The sequence below is a fragment of the Arthrobacter sp. SD1074B genome (assembly GCF_056780195.1).
On the sequence record NZ_JBRAZT010000001.1, the window covers coordinates 3,106,594 to 3,125,490 of the forward strand.

An 18,897-nucleotide genomic window follows, 5' to 3' on the forward strand; every position below is an offset into this window, starting at 1 on the left:
TGGGACCGTGAGCATCCCAACGCCCTACGAAGACCTGCTGCGCGATGTCTTCGAGCACGGCACCCACAAATCGGACCGCACCGGGACGGGCACCCGCAGCGTGTTCGGCCGGCAACTCCGCTTCGACCTGGGCAAGAGCTTCCCGCTCATCACCACCAAGCGCGTGCACTTCAAGTCCGTCGCCGTGGAACTGTTGTGGTTCCTGCGCGGGGACAGCAACGTGAAGTGGATGCAGGACCAGGGCGTCACCATCTGGAACGAATGGGCCGACGCCGACGGCGAACTCGGCCCGGTCTACGGCGTCCAGTGGCGCTCCTGGCCCACGCCCGACGGCGGGCACGTCGACCAGATCGCGGAACTGGTGGAGAATCTCCAAAGCAACCCCGATTCACGCCGCCACATCGTCTCGGCGTGGAACGTGGCCGAGCTCAAGAACATGGCCCTGCCCCCCTGCCACGCCTTCTTCCAGTTCTACGTCGCGGACGGCAAACTCTCCTGCCAGCTGTACCAGCGCTCCGCGGACACCTTCCTGGGCGTGCCTTTCAACATCGCCTCCTACGCGCTGTTGACCTGCATGCTGGCCCAGCAGACCGGGCTGGACCCGGGCGAATTCGTCTGGACCGGCGGCGATGTCCACATCTACGAGAACCATCTGGACCAGGTCCTCACGCAGCTGGGCCGGGAGCCCTACGAATATCCGCAGCTGAGGATCACCCGCAAGCCGGAGTCCATCTTCGACTACACCCTTGAGGACTTCGAGGTCGTCGGCTACCAGCACCATCCAACGATTAAGGCCCCGATAGCCGTATGAGCAACGAGACCAGCAACCCCACGGATCCCGTCGATTTCACCGAGCAGCTCCGCGGGACCGTCACCGGCCTCGGCCTGGTGTGGGCGCAGACCAACACGGGAGTGATCGGCCAGGCCGGGACCATGCCGTGGAACCTGCCAGAGGATATGAAGCACTTCAGCCGGCTCACGGCCGGGCACCCCGTCATCATGGGGCGCAAGACGTGGGATTCCTTCCCGGACAAGTACCGGCCGCTGCCCGGCCGGACGAACATTGTCATCACCCGGCAGGAAGGCTGGGGCGGGACGCCGGAGGCCGAAGGCGCCGTGGCAGTCAAATCCCTCGACGACGCCTTGCTGGAATCGCAGTTCGCGTCCAGCCCCGAGATGGTCTGGATCATCGGCGGCGGCGAGATCTTCACGCAGTCCCTCGACCTCGCCGACATCGCCGTCGTGACGACCATCGACACCGCGACGGAGGGCGACACCTTCGCCCCGGAACTCGGCTACGACTGGACTGCGGAGGCCAGCCTCCCGCCCGACGGCTGGCTGACTGCGGCGAACGGCACGCGGTACCGCATCACCCTGTGGCGGCGGACGGAGGCCAAATAGTGTTGCGAAAGCCTGAAACCCTCTTTGTCCTTGGCTACATGCTGCTGCCGCTGCTGGCGCTGCTGTCCGCGATCGTGGGACTGACCATGATCCTCGGCGGCAACAAGATCGCGGGCGCGATCGTGCTCGTCGTCGTCACGCAGGTGTTCGCTTTCGGCGCCATGTTCGCCCTGCGCCGGCGCAAGAGCGCACTGCTGGCAGAGCCCGACGGCGAATAGGGTGCCGGCCCCCGGCCCCACCGGCGCGGGGTGATGGGGAGAGCACCCCATCGCGGCATCCCGCTCCCCCGGCTAGATTGGGGCGGGTCGGATTCTTTGGCCTGGCTGTAATGAGCCGCAATGCACTTGGTCTTGGCAGCGGCCCGTTAGGCTGTTGCCCGTAAAGGGGGATGCCATCATGGCAGGAAACGTGTGGGGCGCCGACGTGGCCCAGCTGCGCATGCTCGCGCAGAATTTCGGCAAGACTTCCGAGACGCTGCTGCAGCAGTCGACCTCCCTGACGTCGGCCATCAACAACAACACCTCGTGGAAGGGCGCCGACGGCGCCCGCTTCAAATCCGAATGGAACTCGAACCACCGCACCCGGATCCTTGAGACCGCGCGCGCCCTGAAGGAACACTCCAAGCGCTTGATGACCCAGGCGGACGACCAGGAAAAGGCCAGCAACGCCGCTGCGGGCTCCGGCGGCGGCCCGGGAATTCCGGGCGCGCCGGGTTCGCCGGGGAATTGGGCCCTCCTGGGCGGGGCCGCCGGGCTCGGCATCCTCCGGAACTTCATGGGGATCCAGAAGGACATCAAGACCCCGCTCACCTTGGCCAAGACGGTCGGCCAGTACGGCTGGGTGCTGAAGAACCAGCGCGAGGGCCTGGTCAAGGCGCTCTTTACCCAGGGCCGGCACCGGCTGGGCGGCCCGGGCTTCGAGATGCGCAACCTCTGGCAGACCACCGCGGGGAACAAGACCCTCGAGGGACTGCTCAAAGACTCCTCCAAGGCGAGCCGCACCCTCAACGCCATCGACAAGGCCTCGGACGCCGCGTCCCTGAAAAACCTCAATAACTTCATCAAGCCGCTGGACAAGCTCGGCGGCCTGGTGGCGGAGAAACCCTGGCTTGGCGCCGGGAAGAGCTGGGAGTGGCTCGGCAAATCCGGCATCGCGCGCGGGCTGGGCTGGGCCGGGGTTGGCTTCAACACCTTCGATTCCGTCAAGAGCTTTGCCGACGGCGACATCAAGGGCGGCGCGTTCAGTGCGGGCAAGGCCGTGCTCGGCGTCGGCTGCTTCCTGCCGCCGCCGGCCGGAACCGTCTGCCAGGTCGCCAGCGTGGGGATCGCGGTCTACGAAAACTGGGACACCATCACCAGCGTCGGCAAGGACGTCGGGGAAGGCATCGTCAACGCCGTGAAGGATCCCGGCAAATTCGTCAGCGACACCGCCGATAACGTCAAGAATGCAGGAAAATCCGTGGCCAATTTCTTCGGCTTCGGAGATTAGGAGACCCAGATGACCGTCCAGCACGAGATGGCCCAGGAACCGCGCCTCGGCGTCGACGTCATTGGCTTTGGCGTGGGCGAGCTCGCCTACCTCCTCAACGTCTTCGAGGGCCCGGCCCGTGACCGCTCCGTCAGCGTTTTCCGGGCCGAGGAGCTCGTGGAAAACTCCACGCTGAACACGGCGGGCGCCTCCTCGCTGCTGGCCAGGGACCTCGCCCTCGTCGGCGACGACGACGAGCTCGGGGTCAAGGGGGTCGCCGCCGCCGTCGCGACCGCCATGGGCCACGCCGCGCGCTGGACCGAGATGTCCCTGCTGACCGAGGACAGCATGGACAACGTGGTGCTGCTCGAGGCCCCGGAGGTCTCCCTGATGCTGCAGCCCCGGGCCCTGGGCACCTGGTTCGCCTTCGCCCAGGACCCCACCATCAGCTCCGCCGAGGCCATCCTGCGGGTCCTCCGGCAGCACGTCGATGAACACCCGGGAGGCACGGCCTACCTGGTGTTCAAGACGCTCCAGGACGAGAAGCACCTACTGATCCGCCGCGACGGGGACTCCTGGGCCACCGGCGTGCCGGATTTCGCGACCGACGAGGTGGCCGAGAGCGCCCCGCTGGACGATGCCGGGCTGCTGGGCGCCATCAAGGAATCCCGTGGCGAGGCGTAGCCGGGACGTCCCGCAGGAGCCCGGCTACACACCGCCGCCGCCCCCGGAGACGCCCGTGAAGCACCGCCTGGCGGAAAACGGCGAGATTGTCAGCTACACCGACGACGAGTACGGAGTCCGGAAGGACGACGGCCTCGGCGTCATCAAGCCGGTGAGCTCCTCCGGCGGCCTGCTGTTCCTGTCCCTGCTGATGACCGCCCTGTTCGGACTGATGCTTTACGGCGTTATCCAGATGGCCCTGACCGACCAGTGGAACATCATGGGCGAGATCTGGTGGATGTACGTGCTGGTCCTCTTTCCGCTCTTCGCCGGCTGGGCCGGCTACGTCAAGGAACGCAAGGCCGAGAAGCTCCGCAAGGCACGCAACCTGCCGCGGCCCGTCGAGTAGTCCCGCGGCCGGCGTCGTACCGTGCGCCAGCCGCTGCCGTGACGTAACCGACTGCGGGCCCGGCGCCGCAAAGTCTAAACTGGCCCAATGACTACAGCAGCTATCCCGTCCGTCGGACTGGTCGGTTGGCGTGGCATGGTCGGCTCCGTCCTGATGCAGCGAATGCAGGACGAGGGCGACTTCGCCAACATCAACCCGGTCTTCTTCTCCACCTCGAACGCCGGAGGCGCCGCCCCGGCCATCGCCGGCGCGGCGGCAGGCGCTGCCGGCAAGCTCGAGGACGCGTTCGACGTCGAGACGCTGGCAAAGCTGCCGATCATTGTGACCGCCCAGGGCGGCGACTACACCAAGCGGGTGCACGGCGAGCTGCGCAGCCGCGGCTGGGAGGGCCTGTGGATCGATGCCGCCTCCACCCTGCGCATGAACGACGACTCGATCATCGTGCTGGATCCGATCAACCGCGACGTCATCGACGCCGGCCTCTCCGGCGGCGTCAAGGACTACATCGGCGGCAACTGCACGGTCTCCTGCATGCTGATGGGCCTCGGCGGCCTGTTCAAGAACGGCCTCGTCGAATGGGGCACCTCGATGACCTACCAGGCCGCGTCCGGAGGCGGTGCCCGGCACATGCGTGAACTGCTGAGCCAGTTCGGCACGCTGAACGCCGAGGTCAGCAGTGAACTGGACGACCCGGCGTCGGCCATCCTGGAGATCGACCGCAAGGTCCTGGCGCACCAGCGCACCGACATCGACGCGACCCAGTTCGGCGTGCCGCTGGCCGGCTCACTGATCCCCTGGATCGACGCTGACCTCGGCAACGGCCAGTCCAAGGAAGAGTGGAAAGCCGGGGTGGAAACCAACAAGATCCTCGGCACCGCCGGCGAAAACCGCGTCATCATGGACGGCCTGTGCGTCCGGATCGGCGCCATGCGCTCCCACTCCCAGGCGCTGACGCTCAAGCTCCGCGAGGACCTCTCCGTCACCGAGATCGAGAAGCTCCTGGATGCGGACAACGAATGGGCCACCGTGGTGCCCAACACCAAGGAAGCCTCGATGGCGGACCTCACCCCGGTGGCGGCGTCCGGCACCCTGGACATCCCGGTGGGCCGCATCCGCAAGCTCGAAATGGGCCCGGAGTACATCAGCGCCTTCACCGTCGGCGACCAGCTCCTCTGGGGCGCCGCGGAGCCGCTGCGGCGCATGCTCAAGATCGCCACCGGCACGCTCTAGGCACCGCCGGGGGCCTCCTACCCGAGGAACCGCCGGTACTTCGCGGCCTGCAGCTCAAAGGATTTCCGAGCCGCGGGCCGCAGTCCGTTAACGCCGTCGAAGGGCTCCGGCACGACCGCGCCGTCCCGGCCTTTCCCGGGCGCGGACCAGGTGCCGATCACCTCGCCGCCGGCCACGATGGTCCTCTTGAACACCCCGTTACCGCCCGGAACGATTTTGTCCGAGTGGTGTGCGGGCAGAGCGATGGACCGGTCGGTGTAGCCCAGGAGGAACTCGTCGAACGCCGGCAGCGCCAGCACGCTGCGCTGGCCGGGGACATTGCCGTCGAGCAGGGCCGCCGTCTGCGGCGAGAGCCAGTAGGTTTTCCCGTCGAACTCCAGCTCCACCAGCCGGTCCCGGACTGCGGCCAGGGCCGCGCGGGTTTCCGTCAGCGGGACTCCGGACCACCAGGCGAAGTCACGCTCGGTGGCGGGGCCGTGGCTGGACAGGTAGCGCAGCAGCCATTCGGCGGTCCCTTCCTCGCGGTCCAGCCGGCGTGAAGCCTTAATCCAGTCGTCAAAGGCGACTACCAGTTGCTGGTTCCCGGCCAGCGGGCCCTGCACCAGCAGCCCTTGCTGGCACAGGATGCTGAGCAAATGGATGCCGCGCTGGCCGGCCGTCGACTGGCCGGATTGTTCAAATGCCCGGAATAGCTCCGCCCGGCTGGCAGCGGCCCCGCCGGCGACCCGCAGCAGCGCCGCGTCCGCGGCGGCGTCGACGTCCACCGCCGAGATGCCAAGTTCCCGGTGCCGCCGGGCAAGGCCTTTGATCAGGCGGCCGGAGGTGATGTCCAGGACCCATCTCAGGTCCTCCGGCGCGAGCAGATGCAGCGTGCCGCGCATCGGCCAGGAGCGGACAACCTCCCCGCGGTCCAGCGCGGCGCGGACGTCGGCCACGCGGGAGCCCCTGACGCGCTGTCCCACCGCCCACAGCGAGGCCTGGAGGTCCTGCGCCTGCATGGCAGTCATCGACCGGACAGCGGCGGGCACGGAGCCGAATCCGCGGCCGGAGAGACCCTGCGAGGCCAGGCGGAGCCGGCCCATAATGCCGCGGTTCAGACGCGCGCGCACCACTGCTGCCATGGGAACATCCTAGGGCCGGTCCGGCGGATCAGGTTCCTGCCCGGTTGCTGCCCGGCGCCCTCCCAGCCTGCGCCCAGCCGGATTACTTAAGGTGGGTGCATGACTTTGGCTGATGTGTGGCCGCGACTGCGGCCCGTGTGCAGGAGACTGGCCCTGCTGGGCTGGGCCTCCAGCGCGGCCGGCATGGCGGCCGGCCTCGCCGTCGCCATCGCCAGCGGCACCCGCCTCTCCCCCATGATGACCACGTTCCAGACGGTTTCCGCCGTGTGCATGGTGATCGCTGTAGCCAGCTTCGTGACCGCGGCGACGTTCCAGCCGCGGACCCCGGCACTGCCGGACGGCGACGGGCGCGAGCTGGAACTCGATCCCGGCGGGGAATTTCCCGCCACGGTGCAGAGCTTCTTGCTCGGCTCGCTCGCGCTGCTGGCCGGCGCGGTGGCCTTCGCCTGTGCCGGGCTCCTGCTGCGCAGCGGGCCCAGCGCCCAGTCCGTGGCATTCTGCCAGGTGTTCCTGCTCGGCGCCGCGGCCTCCGGTTTCACGTTTATGCTCTTCAGCAAGGTCACCCCGCGCCGCAGCAGGAACTAGCACCCCGGCACCGGACGGCCCTCGGGTAGGTTTGCCGGATGACTTTGGGGCGTTGCCGGACGTCTTGGACAAGAGCCGGGCGCGCTGGATGATGCTGGCGAGCGTGAGGCTGCTGCGCGACTGGCGCCGCCAGCCGAGTGTGGTCCGGCTCGCCGTGGTGCTGACGGCAGTGGGGTCCCCCGGCGGCCCCTGACTTAGAGCTCGATACCGATCAGCAGCGGTTCCGGGTGCAGTTCAATGCCAAAACGTTCGACGACGCCGCGGCGCACCTCGCGGGCGACCGCCAGCAGGTCCGCAGCACTGGCGCCGCCCCGGTTCGTGACCGCCAGGGTGTGCTTGGTGGACAGGGCGGCGCGGCCGCCGGAGACGCTGTCCGGCTCAAGTCCGAATCCCTTCCCGTACCCGGCCTGGTCGATCAGCCACGCCGCGGAGAGCTTGGTCAGCCCGTCGGCACCGCCCGGGTAGCGGGGGGCCTCCTCAGGCAGGCCTGCGGCGACCTCGGCCGGGACGATGGGGTTCGTGAAGAAGGATCCGGTGGAGTAGGTGTCCCGGTCGGCAGGGTTCAGGACCATGCCCTTGGAGGCCCTGAGCCGGAGCACCTCGCGCCGAACGTCGTTGGCGTAGGCCCGCTGGCCGGCCTCGACGCCGAGGGCCCGGGCCAGCTCGGCGTAGCGGACCGGAGCGCTCATCCGGCCCAGCGGCAGCTGGAATTCCACCGTCAGCACCACGTACCGCGGGGACCCGCCGACGGTGGTCTGCTTGAGGATGGAGTCGCGGTAGCCGAACTTCAACTCCGAGTTCGTGAACGTCTGTACGGCATTGCGTTCCCGGTCCCAGGTGCGCACCGCGGCGATGGTTTGCGAGACGTCGGAGCCGTAGGCGCCGACGTTCTGCACGGGGGTCGCGCCGGTGGCGCCGGGGATCCCGGACAGGGCCTCTATGCCCGACCAGGCATGCTTGACGGCGTGCTCCACGAGGGCGTCCCAGTTGTGGCCGGCCTGGACCACGACGGCGACTCCGCCGCAGGAATCTTCGGCGTTGACGGTGAATCCTTCGGACGCGATCTTCACGACGGTTCCGGGGAAGCCTTCGTCGCCGACCAGCAGGTTGGAGCCCCCGCCGATAATCAGCAGCGGCTCGCCGGCGGCGTCGGCCGTGCGGACGGCGTCGATGATTTCCGCTTCGGTGCGGGCTTCGACGTAGTGGGCGGCGGGGCCGCCGACGCCAGCCGTGGTCAGGGCGGAAAGCAGTGTCTGGGTCACCCCACCAGCCTAGCCGGGTTCGGCGTGTGCCCGGAAAGGCGGCAGGGCCGGGCCTAGGCGGCCTTGCGCGCCACCGGGGAGAGCACGAAGCTGACGACGAGCATCACCATGACGGCCAGCAGCGAGTGCAGGATACCTACGTGCTCTGCCAGCAGTCCGAGCAGGGGCGGCCCGCAGAGGAACGCCCCGTAGCCGATGGTGGAGACCACCGAGACGCGCGCGGCGGCCTTGACGGGGTCGTCCGCGGCGGCGGACATGCCCACCGGGAAGCCCAGCGAGGCGCCCAGCCCCCAGATGGCCAGGGCGACGTAGGCCAGCCAGGGAACCGGCGCGAAGACGAACAGGCCCAAGCCGGCTACGGCCAGCGCCGCGCACCAGCGCATCACCGGGACCCTGCCGTAACGGTCCAGCACCAGGGTGCCGGCGAAGCGGCCCACGGTCATGAAGGTGACGAAGAGACCGTACCCGGCGGCCCCGGCGGCGTCGGACTGGCCATGCCCGTCGGCGAGCGCGAGGGCCACCCAGTCCCCGGCCGCGCCCTCGGCCAGGGCCAGGCCGAGCACCAGGACGCCGAGCAGCAGGGTCCGGCGGTCCCGCCAGGCCTGCGCGATCTGCCGCTTGTTGTCCAGCGGTTCGTCCGGGCCCTGCGTGGCCTGGCTGATAATCGGCAGTGGACCGGTAGAGGGATCCTCGAAGGTGTCGGTCCCGGCCGGGGTGAAGTCTTTCGCGTCCTCCACCGGGGTGATGTCGGCGCGGAACCAGCGGGCGGCCGTGGCCACGGAGCCGGCGACCAGCAGGCCGATGGCGGCGAGGTGCCAGAAGACAGGCACTCCCGCGCCGGCTGCCCAGGCGCCTGCGCCGGCGCCGGCCACGGTGCCCAGGCTGAACGCGCCGTGCAGACGCGGCATGATGTGCCGCCGGACCGCGCGTTCGACGGCGGCGCCCTCCACGTTGGAGGCCGTGTTCCAGCTGGCCGTGCCGAGTCCCACCACGACGAGCCCCGCGGCCACGGCCAGCGGGTTGACCAGGATCGAGGTCCCGAACCCGGCGAGGACCAAGCCGGTGCCCACCATGATGCTGCCAATCCGGATGGTCTGCTTGGAGCCGAAGTGCAGCACGATCAGCCCGGACGCGGAGACCGAGACGAAGGAGCCCAGTGTCATGCACAGCAGCAGCAGACCGACGTTGCCGGGCGTGAGGTCGAGTCCGTCCCGGATGGCCGGCAGCCGGGACACCCAGCTGGCGAAGGCCACGCCGCTGAAGGCGTAGGCGGCCACGACGGCGTTACGCCACCGGGTGACCTCGGCGGACTGGGCGGCACGCACCTTCACTGAAGCATCATGCAGTCAGGCCAGCCGGACGACGGCCTGGGCCTTCATGAGGACCTTCTGGCCGCCCGCTACGACGGTGAGGTCCACGCGGGCGGTCCCCGTGTCGGCGTCGATCGCCCCAACGGCGGCGCTGACCTCGATCACGGCGCCGGCCGCCGGGGTACCCGTGGTGTCGGCGACCGGGACCGGCTTGCTGAAGCGGGTCTGGAAGTCGACGACGGCAGCCGGGTCGCCGGCCCAGTCGGTCACGAGCTGGACCGCGGCGCCCATCGTGAACATGCCGTGGGCAATCACGCCGGGCAGGCCGACGCCCGTGGCGAAGGCCTCGTTCCAGTGGATCGGGTTGAAGTCGCCGGACGCGCCGGCATACTTGACGAGGTCGGTGCGGGTGACCTCGATGCTGCGGCTGCCGAGGTCCTGGCCGACCGTGAGTTCTGAAAGTGTGGGGCTCATGGCTTACTGTCCCTCTCCCCGGACCAGGATGGACGAAGTGGTGGTGGCGACGGCTTCGCGCTGCCCCGTGGCGGCCTGGCCGCCCGGCTCACTGCCGCGCACCTCGCCGGCGAGGGCGAAAATCTCGGAGCGGGTGGTGATCATGGCGCCTCCCCCCATGGCCCGGACGCCGTCGACGTGCAGTTCGGCGACCAGGCGGTCTCCGGCGATGATCGGGCGGTGGTGGACGAAGCGCTGGTCGGCGTGGACCACACGGGAGAAGTCGATGCCGGAATCCGGATCCTCGATCAGCTGCGCGTCGGCCCGCTGCGCAACGATGATCGCGAAAGTCGGCGGGGCCACGAGGTCGCCGTGGCCCAGGGCCTGCGCGGCGTCCACGTCGAAGTGGGCGGGGTGAGCGGCTTTGACCGCGCGTGCGAACGCCCGGATGGTCTCGCGGCCGACGTCATACACCTCTGCGGCAGGGTAACTGCGGCCCTGCAGATCCGGATTGATAGTCATGGCTCCAGCCTAGCGCCCAGGCTCCAGCCGCCTTTCTCCGTTACCTCCAGCGGCGGGCCTTGCACACTGTCGATATGATGGAAACATCAATTCAGCAATTCGCGGCGCTGGTCTCGGCCGCAAGCCGAGAAAGCGCAGGACCGCGATGATTCCCGCAGCGCAGACACCCTTGTACGAGATCAAGGCCAACCTCTTCAAGGCCCTGGCGCACCCGGCGCGGATCCGGGTGCTGGAACTGCTGGCAGCGGCCCCGGACACCGCGGCCCCGGTCAGCCACCTGCTGGCCGAGACGGGGTTGGAGGCCTCGCATCTGTCACAGCACCTGGCCACACTCCGCCGGCACCGGGTGGTGACCTCGGTCCGGACGGCCAACGCCGTGACCTACCGGCTGGCCCACCCGAAGATCGCTGAGCTGCTGGCCATTGCCCGGATCTTCCTGCTGGACAGCCTGGCGGAGTCGGGCGAACAACTGCGGCTCGCGCAGGAACTGCCGGCCGCGTCCCGCCAGGCGTCCGGGTCATGACCGCCGGGACGGCGGTCATGGGCGCCCGGGGCTACCTGACCCGGTTCCTGCCTTCCCGCCGCGACTACGACGGGCTGCGCCGGTCCTGGCGGACGGACCTGCTCTCCGGCGTCGCTGTGGGCATCGTCGCCCTCCCGCTGGCTCTTGCGTTCGGGGTGAGCTCCGGGGTGGGCGCCGAGGCCGGGCTCATCACGGCGGTGGTCGCCGGACTGGTGGCCGCCGTGATGGGCGGCTCCCACGTCCAGGTATCCGGACCCACCGGCGCCATGGTGGTGGTGCTGGCCCCTGTGGTCGCCTCGCACGGCGCCGGCAGCGTCGCCCTCGTCTCCGTGATGGCCGGGCTGCTGGTCATCCTGCTCGGCATCAGCGGCCTGGGCCGGGCCGTCGCGTTCATCCCGTGGCCCGTGGTGGAAGGGTTCACCCTGGGGATCGCCGCCATCATCTTCCTGCAGCAGGTGCCGATGGCCACCGGCACCGAGGGAGTTCCCGGCCACAACACCCTGCTGGCCGCCGTCGAGAGCGCAGCCACGGCCACCGCGCCCGGCGTGCTGCAGACCCTGGCAGTGGTGGTCGGAGTCGCCGCGGTGATGTTCCTGCTTCCCCGGTTCACCAAGGCCGTCCCGGCCAGCCTGGCCGCCGTGCTGCTGGCCACCGTGGCGGCCGAACTGCTGGGCCTGCAGATCCCGCGGATCGGCTCGCTGCCGCATTCCCTCGCCGCGCCGTCCCTGCCGTCACTGGACCCGGCGGTCCTGGGCGGGTTGTTGATGCCCGCGGTGTCCATCGCCGCGCTTGCGGCCATCGAGTCGCTGCTGTCCGCCCGGGTCGCCGCCGGCATGGTCGGCCCCGACGGCCGGCCCACCGGAACTTACAGCCCGGACCGCGAGCTCACCGGCCAGGGGCTGGCCTCGGTGGCGGCGGGGTTCTTCGGCGGCATGCCGGCTACGGGCGCGATCGCCCGGACCGCCGTCAACGTCCGCTCCGGAGCGAAGACCCGGCTCGCGGCGATCGTGCACGCCCTGGTGCTGCTGGCCATCATTTACCTGGCGGCGGGCCTCGTGGGCAGGATTCCACTGGCGGTACTGGCCGGGATCCTGATGGTCACGGCCACACGGATGGTCTCGCGGCAGACCGTGGCGGCGGTCCTGCGCTCCACCCGGGCCGATGCCTTCGTTTTTGTCCTGACCGCGCTGATCACGGTGGCGTTCGACCTGATCGTGGCGATCGAGATTGGGCTGGTGGCGGCCGCGGTGTTCACGCTGCGCAAATTCGCCTCACTCAGCGGGGTGCAGCGCGAGGAGATCCCGGGCCCGCCCGCGCCGGGGGACCGGCATATCGCCATCCTCCGGCTCGACGGGGCCATGTTCTTTGGCGCCGCGGAGCGGGTGCTGCAGGAAATCAGCCAGGTCAAGGACATCCAGGTCGCGATTATCCGGCTCTCGCAGGTGCGGATGCTCGACGCGACCGGGGCCCATACGCTGGTCGATGTCGTCTCGGCGCTGGAGCTGCGCGGCGTTACAGTGTTGCTTAAGGGTGTCCAGCCGCAGCACCTGGATCTGGTGACGAATGTGGGCGTGATCCGGTCCTTGCGGCACCACAAGCATCTGTTCGCCAGCCTGCCCGAGGCTGTGGAGCACGCCCGCAGCCATGTGCTGCGGAACGCCGCAGCTAGCGCTTGAGGTTTTTCCGGATGGTCTGGCCGCGCAGCACTATGCCGGCGATGTGCAGGATGAGGCCCAAACCGATGACGGCCAGCGAGCCGAGGGCCAGGCCCTGGTTGCCGGTGGTGTTGCCCACCAGGTTGAGGACGATGCCGACGGCGATCAGCCCCATGGCGCTGAAAACGAGCACCTTGTAGGTAGTTGACGCGGTGGCCCAGAATTCGTTCAGCACCGTGCCAGTCTACCGGGACCCCAGCACACGCCGTCGGAGGCGAATCCAGCCTCAGAACAGCGCCTCCTGCACCGCGGGGACGCCGGAGCGGTGGTCGCCAAGTTCGATGGTCCGCGCTTTTAGCCCGCCGAGGTTGACGACGAAGTCCAGGTCGGCGCCGTCGAGCCGGGCCAGCGCAACGCCGCCGCTCAGCGAGTCGATCCGGAAGCCGTGGGCGCCGGTTCCCAGGTCGTGCGGATAGGCGTGGCGGGCAGCCGGCGTGCAGGCCGCGTCGGCCAGCCCGGGACGCAGCCACCGTTCGTCCACGACCTCGAAGCCTTCCACGCCGGCGCCGCCCAGCAGGTTCCGGACCCCGGCCGCGAGCCGGCTGTTCAGTGCGTCCAGTGCTGCGGCGGCCCGCGGTGCGACGAGCCCGGCGGCCTTCGCTGCCGAGCGGACCTGCTGCGGCAGCCCGGCGTCGCGCGTGACAAGGTCTTCCAGGATCCGGACCACACGCCCGTCGGCGGCGCGGGTGACATAGCGGGCCACGACGGCGCCCTGCTCGGCGAGCCGGTGCCATTTGCGCAGGTTTGCGGCGGTGCCCACCTTGCTGGCGCCGTTGGCGAAGGTCGCAACGTAGAGCCAGTGCGGCTGCATCAGGTAACTGCGGAGCCCCGGCGGAGCGTAGCCGCCGCGGTGGAAGTCATGGATCAGCCGTGCATCGTCCACGGCGAAGCAGGGCCCGCACTGGTTTCCCCGGGCCGCCGCGGCCCGGTCCGGGCAGCTGACGTGGTCCCGGTCCGCGGGGCCGTGGACTTTGTGGTGGCCCAGGCACCGCTTATCCCGGTCGGCGAGCCGGAAGCCGAGCCGTGTCCCGGCGTCGAGCGCCAGCTCGGTAAAGACGCCTGCGGGGTCCTGCAGGCGCAGGGCCGCGCGGCCGGCACCAGGCAGCCCGGCAACCGGCGCGGCCGGCTGCGGACCATGCCAAAAGACCCCGTGGACCAGATAACGGGTATCGGTCACGGGGTCTCCTTGCTGGCGCGAGCCGGGGCCGGCTACAGGGCCGGCTGCACCCCAAAGGCTACCGCGAGCTTCATGATCTTCTCGGCGCGGCCCAGGCGCGGCAAGTCGGAGCCGTCGCGGATGACGCGGCCGCTGGCCTCGAAGTCGGCCATGAAGTCGGTGGCCCAGGCAACGTCGGACGGCGTGGGGCTGATGACCTCGTTGATGACGCTGGTCTGGTCGGTCGCGAGGCAGAGCTTGCCGGTCATGCCCATCATCACCGTGATGCCGGTCTGCTCGCGCAGGATCGGGTGGTTGGTGCCGACCGTGGGGCCGTCAATGGGGCCGGGCAGGTTGCCGACGCGGCTGGCGACGACGAGCTTGGCGCGCGGGTAGGCCATCGCTTCGGGGGTGGCCGCCATGCCGGTGTCGCGGCGGAAGTCACCGGAGCCGAAAGCCAGCCGGAACGCACCCTGGGCCTTGGCGATGTGGTTGGCTTCCTCGATGCCGACGGCGGACTCCACCAACGGGATGACCGGAGTCTTGCCGTCCATGCGGTGGTAGCTCTCGGTGACCTGGTCCGCGGACTCGGTCTTGGCGAGCATCACGCCCAGCAGCCCCGGGGTGCCGCGCAGGCCCGCCAGGTCATCGGCCCAGAACGGGCTGGTCGCGTCGTTGATCCGGACCCAGGCGTTGCCGCCGGCGGTCAACCAGTCCACGACGTGCTGGCGGGCAGCATCCTTCTGCGAAGGATCCACCGCGTCTTCGATGTCCAGGATGATGGCGTCCGCGCGGGACTCCGCGGACGGTCCGAAGAGTTCCGGCTTCATGGCGTTGACCAGCAGCCAGGAGCGGGCGATTTCGGCCGGGACGTTGCGCTGGGGCCGGACAATCCCGGCGGTGGTGGTAGAGGTCATGTCTCTACGCTAGCCGCCCGGGGGCGCCCGCCGCCAAGTAAGACCTCCGTTTGGGGCGACCAATACGACCAAAATCACCCCTGGACGCCGGCGGCGGGGCTGCCTTAGGGAATGTTGCTGCCCCGGGCCGTGATCCAGAGCCGGTACCACTCGGCCCGGGTCATTGCCGCGGCCACCTCGGCGGCGCCGGCGCAGGCCCGGATCCGTTCCGGCTTGGCGCTGCCGATCACGGGGGCGATCCCGGCCGGGTGCTTCATCAGCCAGCCCAGGAGCACGGCCTCGCCCGTGGTGCCCTTCGCCGCCGCCATTTCGGCCACGAGTGCCGCGGTGGCCGTCTCGGCGGCGCTCGGGTCCGCCGCCGGCGCCCCCGTGTACAGGCCGCGGGCCAGCGCACCGTAGGCCTGCAGTGTGATGCCGCGCCGGACGCAGTGCTCCACGGTGCCGTGCGGGAAGCTGTAGTCCGTCCCCTCGGCGTGGTTGACCAGCACGGTGCTCTCCAGCCAGGCCCGTGCGGACAGGCTCATCTCCAACTGGTTGGCCACCACGGGCACCTCAAGCCGGTCCTGCAGCAGTTCGATCTGCGGCGCCGACATATTGGAGACGCCCACCGCGCGGACCTTGCCTTCGGCCATGAGCTGCCCGACGGCGGAGGCCACCTCGGCCGGGTCCAGCAGCGGGTCCGGGCGGTGCAGCATCAGCACGTCCACGTAGTCCGTCTGCAGCCGGGCGAGGCTCTCGTTGACCCTTTCCAGGATGGCCTCCCGGCTCAGGTCGTAGAACGCCTCGAGGCCCTGCTCGCCCAGGCGGATGCCGCACTTGGTCTGCAGCCGGATCCGCTCGCGCAGCCCCGGGGTCCGCGCCAGGACCTCGCCGAACACCGCCTCGGCCTTGCCGCTGCGGTAGATGTCGGCGTGGTCGAACAAGGTGATGCCGGCGTCCAGGGCGGCCTGGACGACGGAGGCCGCCTCGTCCACGTGCGCGGACGAGTACGGCTCCGCCGACCAGCTGCCGCCCAGGCCCATGCAGCCATAGATCAGCTCCTGCCCGGGCCGCCCCTGGGTTCCCGGCTGCCCGGTGAGCTCAGCGGAGGGGGTAGTCACCGCAGCCAGACGGTGGTGTTGCCCGGGAGCAGCTGCCCGTCCAGTGGACCGCTGCTGACCAGCACCTCCCCGGCGGGGAGCTCGACGGCGTCGTCCCCGAAGTTGGTCACGGACTGCCAGCCGCCGTGGCGGCGGAAGTGCAGCACGTCGGCGCGGCCGGTCTCCAGCCATTCCAGTTCCTCCGAGGTCTGCAGCTCACGGCGGAGCTTCAGGGCCTTGCGGTAGAACTCCAGGGTGGAGCCCTCGGTTCCGTCCTGCGCGGCAACGGCGTAGCGGCCGAACCAGGCCGGCTGCGGCAGGTGGGCGCCGCCGTCGCCGAATCCGAAGGAGGTACCTTCCGGGGCCCAGGGCAGCGGCACCCGGCAGCCGTCGCGGCCGATCTCGACGCCCTTGTTGCGGAAGAACGTGGGGTCCTGGCGCTCGGCGTCGGGGATCTCGGCGACTTCCTGCAGGCCAAGCTCCTCGCCCTGGTACAGGTAGGCGGAGCCGGGCAGGGCCAGCATCAGCAGTGTCGCGGCGCGGGCGCGGCGCAGGCCCAGTTCGACGTCGAGCTCCTCGGCCGGCGCGCCGGCCAGCAGCCAGCCCTTGCCGTCCTGTCCCTTGGCGTGCCGTCCGCCGCCCTTGGGCAGGCCGTAGCGGGTGGCGTGCCGGACGACGTCGTGGTTGGAGAAGACCCAGGTGGAGGAGGCGCCGGACTCGGTGGCCTCGGCGAGGTTGCGGGTGATGATTTCGCGGAACTCGTCCGCATCGAAGTCGGCCTGCAGCAGGTCGAAGTTGAACGCCTGGCCCAGCCCCTCCGGGCTGGCGTAGCGGGCGCGGCGGGAGGCGTGTACCCAGGCCTCGGCGACGGCGGTGCGCGGCGGGTTGTATTCGTTGAAGACCTCGCGCCATTCGACGTAGATCTCGTGCACCTCGTCGCGGTCCCAGAACGGGTGCGAACCGTCAACGTGACCGTCAGCCCCGGTTCCCGCCTCGCTCAGCTCGACCTTGGAGAGCAGCGGCTCAGTGAGGTCCTTGGTCAGGGCGTGCGCAACGTCGACGCGGAAACCGTCCACGCCGCGGTCGGACCAGAAGCGCAGGGTCTTGATGAAGTCGTCGCGGATCTCGCGGTTGGACCAGTTCAGGTCCGGCTGCTCCTTGGCGAAGATGTGCATGTACCACTGGCCGGGAGTGCCGTCGGGCTCGGTGATGCGTTCCCAGGCGGGGCCGCCGAAGACGGATTCCCAGTCCGACGGCGGGATCTCCCCGTTTTCGCCTTTGCCGTCGCGGAAGATGTAGCGCTCGCGGGCGGCGGAGCCGCGGGGGGATGCGAGGGCTTCCTGGAACCACACGTGGCGGTTGGAGGAGTGGTTCGGGACGATGTCCGCGATCAGCTTGATGCCTGCGGCGTGCAGGGCGGTGGACATCTCGTCGAAGTCCTCCAGCGTGCCGAGTTTGGGGTCGACGTCGCGGTAGTCGTCGACGTCGTAGCCGCCGTCGGCGAGGGCCGAGGGGTAGAACGGGGAGAGCCAGACGGCGTCGATCCCGAGTTCCTTCAGGTACGGAACCTTGGCGGTGATGCCCTTGATGTCGCCCAGGCCGTCGCCGTTCGAGTCGGCGAAGCTGCGCGGGTAGATCTGGTACACGGATGCCTGGCGCCACCAGTTGGGGTCGGCGGCAAGGTCGGAACCGGACAGGGTGGCCAGCGTGGCGGTGTTCGACAAGGTGAATCCTTCGGGGCTGGGGTGCGGTGTCTGAAAGAAGCGGTGCCTGGAAACACCGCGTCTGATAATTTAGATACAAGCTAAATCTATTCTTGGTTCAATTATGGGTCCGCATTCAGGGGGAGGTCAAGATTACGAAGCCGCAGGCAGCCGCCACGCCCCAACTGCTGCGCCGGGTCAACGCCCAGGCCGTGCTGGCCGCGATCCGCGGGACCGAGGTGGCCACCGGCACGGACCTGATGGCGTGGACCGGCCTCACCCGGGCGTCGGTGATCGCCGTCTGCGAGGATCTGATCCGGCGCGGCTGGATCCGCGAACTGGACGCCCCCCGCAAGGATGCTCCCGCCGCGGGAAGCCCGCAGAAGGGGCGGCCGGCGCGGCGGTTCGAGCTCCGGGCACGGGCCGGCGTCGTCCTTGGCCTCGATATCGGCGCCGCGACAACGACCGCGGCGGTCGCAGACCTGCGCGGCACGGTCCTCAGCCGTGCCAGCGGCAGCTTCCGCGCCGCGGACATCCCTGCCGCGGAGCGGATCAGCGTCGTGGACCGGGCCTGCCGTCAGGCGCTGGAGGCAGCCGGCGAAACCCCTGACAAGGTCCTGGCGGTTGGCGCGGGGATTGCCGCGCCGGTGGACCGGCGCGGCAACGTGTTGTCCGCCCAGCACTTCTGGAGCCTGTTCGACGTCGGGCTCCGCTCGGCGCTGCTGGACCTGCACGGCTGGACGGTGCTGCTGGAGAACGACGCGAACCTGGCCGCGCTCGGCGAACGCTGGCGCGGCTCCGGCGCGGGCGTGGACGACCTCGTTGTGCTGCTGGCCGGCGAGCGCCTCGGAGCGGGCATGCTGGAGTCGGGGAGGCTGCTGCACGGCGGCGGCGGCGCCGGCGAGATGGGCTTCCTGGACATGGTTGAGGGCGTTGGGTCCAGCGACGGCATTGCGAGCCTGGCCCGGCAATGGCAGGCCGCGGGCGGCGGGCCGGCGGCCGGCGGGACAGCCAGCGCCCGGCGTGTGTTCGAGGATGCCGCGGCCGGGGACCCGGCCGCCCTCGCAATCCTGGACCGGCTCTCGGAGCGGATGGCCCGCGTGATCGCCGCGATTGCCAGCCTGATCAACCCCGAGCAGGTGGTGATCGGCGGCGCCGTCGCGGATTCGGCCGGCGCGCTGGTGCCCGCCATCACGGCGGCGCTGCCGCGTTTCACCGCCACTCCCCCGCGGGTGACCGCCTCGCCGCTGGGCGACCGGATCGTGACGGTCGGCGCCATCCGGCACGCGCTGGACTTCGTCGAGGCCAACGCGCTGGAACTGGAGCTGGGCGGCTGACCCGTCCGGGGCCGCCGTTGTGCCCACGAGGGGTAGCTCAAGAT

22 protein-coding genes are annotated in these 18,897 nt (G+C 69.8%); 12 read left to right on the plus strand and 10 right to left on the minus strand.

Annotated features, from left to right (window positions below; translation table 11 throughout):
- Positions 1-7: 7 nt before the first annotated feature.
- The 7 genes from ACUYM2_RS14415 (at position 8) to asd (ending at position 5,170) form a co-directional block, all read left to right on the plus strand.
- Positions 8-811, plus strand: a complete 804-nt coding sequence (locus ACUYM2_RS14415) for a thymidylate synthase (protein ID WP_481600658.1) — start codon at positions 8-10, stop codon at positions 809-811.
- Positions 808-1,401, plus strand: a complete 594-nt coding sequence (locus tag ACUYM2_RS14420; RefSeq protein WP_481600659.1) for a dihydrofolate reductase — start codon at positions 808-810, stop codon at positions 1,399-1,401. Before ACUYM2_RS14415 ends, ACUYM2_RS14420 begins: the two co-directional genes overlap by 4 nt.
- Entirely contained in the window at positions 1,401-1,619 is a 219-nt protein-coding gene (locus tag ACUYM2_RS14425) for an NF038396 family protein (protein ID WP_481600660.1), read from the plus strand. Before ACUYM2_RS14420 ends, ACUYM2_RS14425 begins: the two co-directional genes overlap by 1 nt.
- 178 nt (positions 1,620-1,797) lie before the next feature.
- Positions 1,798-2,889 (plus strand): WXG100 family type VII secretion target, encoded by a 1,092-nt coding sequence (locus ACUYM2_RS14430; protein ID WP_481600661.1) that lies wholly within the window; start codon positions 1,798-1,800, stop codon positions 2,887-2,889.
- A gap of 9 nt (positions 2,890-2,898) precedes the next feature.
- A complete protein-coding gene (locus tag ACUYM2_RS14435; protein ID WP_481600662.1) occupies positions 2,899-3,552 on the plus strand; it encodes a hypothetical protein in 654 nt (217 codons plus the stop codon).
- The gene (locus tag ACUYM2_RS14440) at positions 3,539-3,940 is read left to right on the plus strand and encodes a hypothetical protein (RefSeq protein WP_481600663.1); all 402 of its coding nucleotides are present in this window, start codon (positions 3,539-3,541) and stop codon (positions 3,938-3,940) included. Before ACUYM2_RS14435 ends, ACUYM2_RS14440 begins: the two co-directional genes overlap by 14 nt.
- Positions 3,941-4,027: 87 nt before the next feature.
- On the plus strand, positions 4,028-5,170 hold the full coding sequence (asd, locus tag ACUYM2_RS14445) for an aspartate-semialdehyde dehydrogenase (protein ID WP_481600664.1): 1,143 nt from the start codon (positions 4,028-4,030) through the stop codon (positions 5,168-5,170).
- 17 nt (positions 5,171-5,187) lie between these two features.
- Here asd and ACUYM2_RS14450 read toward each other — a convergent pair whose 3' ends face one another.
- Positions 5,188-6,291 carry a winged helix DNA-binding domain-containing protein gene (locus ACUYM2_RS14450; RefSeq protein ID WP_481600665.1) on the minus strand — a complete coding sequence of 368 codons (1,104 nt, stop codon included), beginning with the start codon at positions 6,289-6,291 and terminating at the stop codon, positions 5,188-5,190.
- A gap of 99 nt (positions 6,292-6,390) precedes the next feature.
- On the opposite strand from ACUYM2_RS14450, the gene ACUYM2_RS14455 reads away from it, so the two are divergent.
- The gene (locus ACUYM2_RS14455; RefSeq protein WP_481600666.1) at positions 6,391-6,876 is read left to right on the plus strand and encodes a hypothetical protein; all 486 of its coding nucleotides are present in this window, start codon (positions 6,391-6,393) and stop codon (positions 6,874-6,876) included.
- Positions 6,877-6,928: 52 nt separating this feature from the next.
- On the plus strand, positions 6,929-7,069 hold the full coding sequence (locus tag ACUYM2_RS14460; RefSeq protein ID WP_481600667.1) for a hypothetical protein: 141 nt from the start codon (positions 6,929-6,931) through the stop codon (positions 7,067-7,069).
- Between the two features lies 1 nt (position 7,070).
- On the opposite strand, the gene ACUYM2_RS14465 is transcribed toward ACUYM2_RS14460, so the two are convergent.
- Genes ACUYM2_RS14465 through ACUYM2_RS14480 form a run of 4 tightly spaced genes read right to left on the minus strand, consistent with a single transcriptional unit; the run spans position 7,071 to position 10,423 of the window.
- On the minus strand, positions 7,071-8,138 hold the full coding sequence (locus ACUYM2_RS14465) for a UDP-N-acetylmuramate dehydrogenase (RefSeq protein ID WP_481600668.1): 1,068 nt from the start codon (positions 8,136-8,138) through the stop codon (positions 7,071-7,073).
- A 53-nt stretch (positions 8,139-8,191) separates the two neighbouring features.
- On the minus strand, positions 8,192-9,469 hold the full coding sequence (locus ACUYM2_RS14470; RefSeq protein ID WP_481600669.1) for an MFS transporter: 1,278 nt from the start codon (positions 9,467-9,469) through the stop codon (positions 8,192-8,194).
- A gap of 15 nt (positions 9,470-9,484) precedes the next feature.
- Entirely contained in the window at positions 9,485-9,922 is a 438-nt protein-coding gene (locus tag ACUYM2_RS14475; RefSeq protein ID WP_481600670.1) for a MaoC family dehydratase, read from the minus strand.
- A gap of 3 nt (positions 9,923-9,925) precedes the next feature.
- Positions 9,926-10,423 carry an FAS1-like dehydratase domain-containing protein gene (locus ACUYM2_RS14480; RefSeq protein ID WP_481600671.1) on the minus strand — a complete coding sequence of 166 codons (498 nt, stop codon included), beginning with the start codon at positions 10,421-10,423 and terminating at the stop codon, positions 9,926-9,928.
- Between the two features lie 145 nt (positions 10,424-10,568).
- Between ACUYM2_RS14480 and ACUYM2_RS14485 the strand changes: the two genes are divergently transcribed.
- Positions 10,569-10,946, plus strand: a complete 378-nt coding sequence (locus ACUYM2_RS14485; protein WP_481600672.1) for an ArsR/SmtB family transcription factor — start codon at positions 10,569-10,571, stop codon at positions 10,944-10,946.
- A complete protein-coding gene (locus ACUYM2_RS14490) occupies positions 10,943-12,622 on the plus strand; it encodes a SulP family inorganic anion transporter (protein WP_481600673.1) in 1,680 nt (559 codons plus the stop codon). The genes ACUYM2_RS14485 and ACUYM2_RS14490 overlap by 4 nt, the downstream gene beginning before the upstream one ends.
- Here the strand turns inward: ACUYM2_RS14490 and ACUYM2_RS14495 are convergent.
- The 5 genes from ACUYM2_RS14495 to ACUYM2_RS14515 form a co-directional block, all read right to left on the minus strand.
- Positions 12,612-12,836, minus strand: coding sequence for a DUF3188 domain-containing protein (locus ACUYM2_RS14495; RefSeq protein ID WP_481600674.1), 225 nt, complete (start codon positions 12,834-12,836; stop codon positions 12,612-12,614). The genes ACUYM2_RS14490 and ACUYM2_RS14495 overlap by 11 nt on opposite strands.
- 51 nt (positions 12,837-12,887) lie before the next feature.
- Entirely contained in the window at positions 12,888-13,838 is a 951-nt protein-coding gene (locus ACUYM2_RS14500; RefSeq protein ID WP_481600675.1) for a DUF2797 domain-containing protein, read from the minus strand.
- Positions 13,839-13,870: 32 nt separating this feature from the next.
- A complete protein-coding gene (locus ACUYM2_RS14505) occupies positions 13,871-14,734 on the minus strand; it encodes an HpcH/HpaI aldolase/citrate lyase family protein (RefSeq protein WP_479781504.1) in 864 nt (287 codons plus the stop codon).
- 104 nt (positions 14,735-14,838) lie between these two features.
- Positions 14,839-15,834, minus strand: coding sequence for an aldo/keto reductase (locus tag ACUYM2_RS14510; protein ID WP_481600676.1), 996 nt, complete (start codon positions 15,832-15,834; stop codon positions 14,839-14,841).
- Positions 15,831-17,537, minus strand: coding sequence for a glycoside hydrolase family 13 protein (locus tag ACUYM2_RS14515; RefSeq protein WP_481600677.1), 1,707 nt, complete (start codon positions 17,535-17,537; stop codon positions 15,831-15,833). Before ACUYM2_RS14515 ends, ACUYM2_RS14510 begins: the two co-directional genes overlap by 4 nt.
- Before the next feature lie 92 nt (positions 17,538-17,629).
- Here ACUYM2_RS14515 and ACUYM2_RS14520 point away from each other — a divergent pair, with 92 nt between their 5' ends.
- Entirely contained in the window at positions 17,630-18,853 is a 1,224-nt protein-coding gene (locus ACUYM2_RS14520) for an ROK family protein (RefSeq protein ID WP_481600678.1), read from the plus strand.
- The last annotated feature ends 44 nt before the right edge of the window (positions 18,854-18,897 follow it).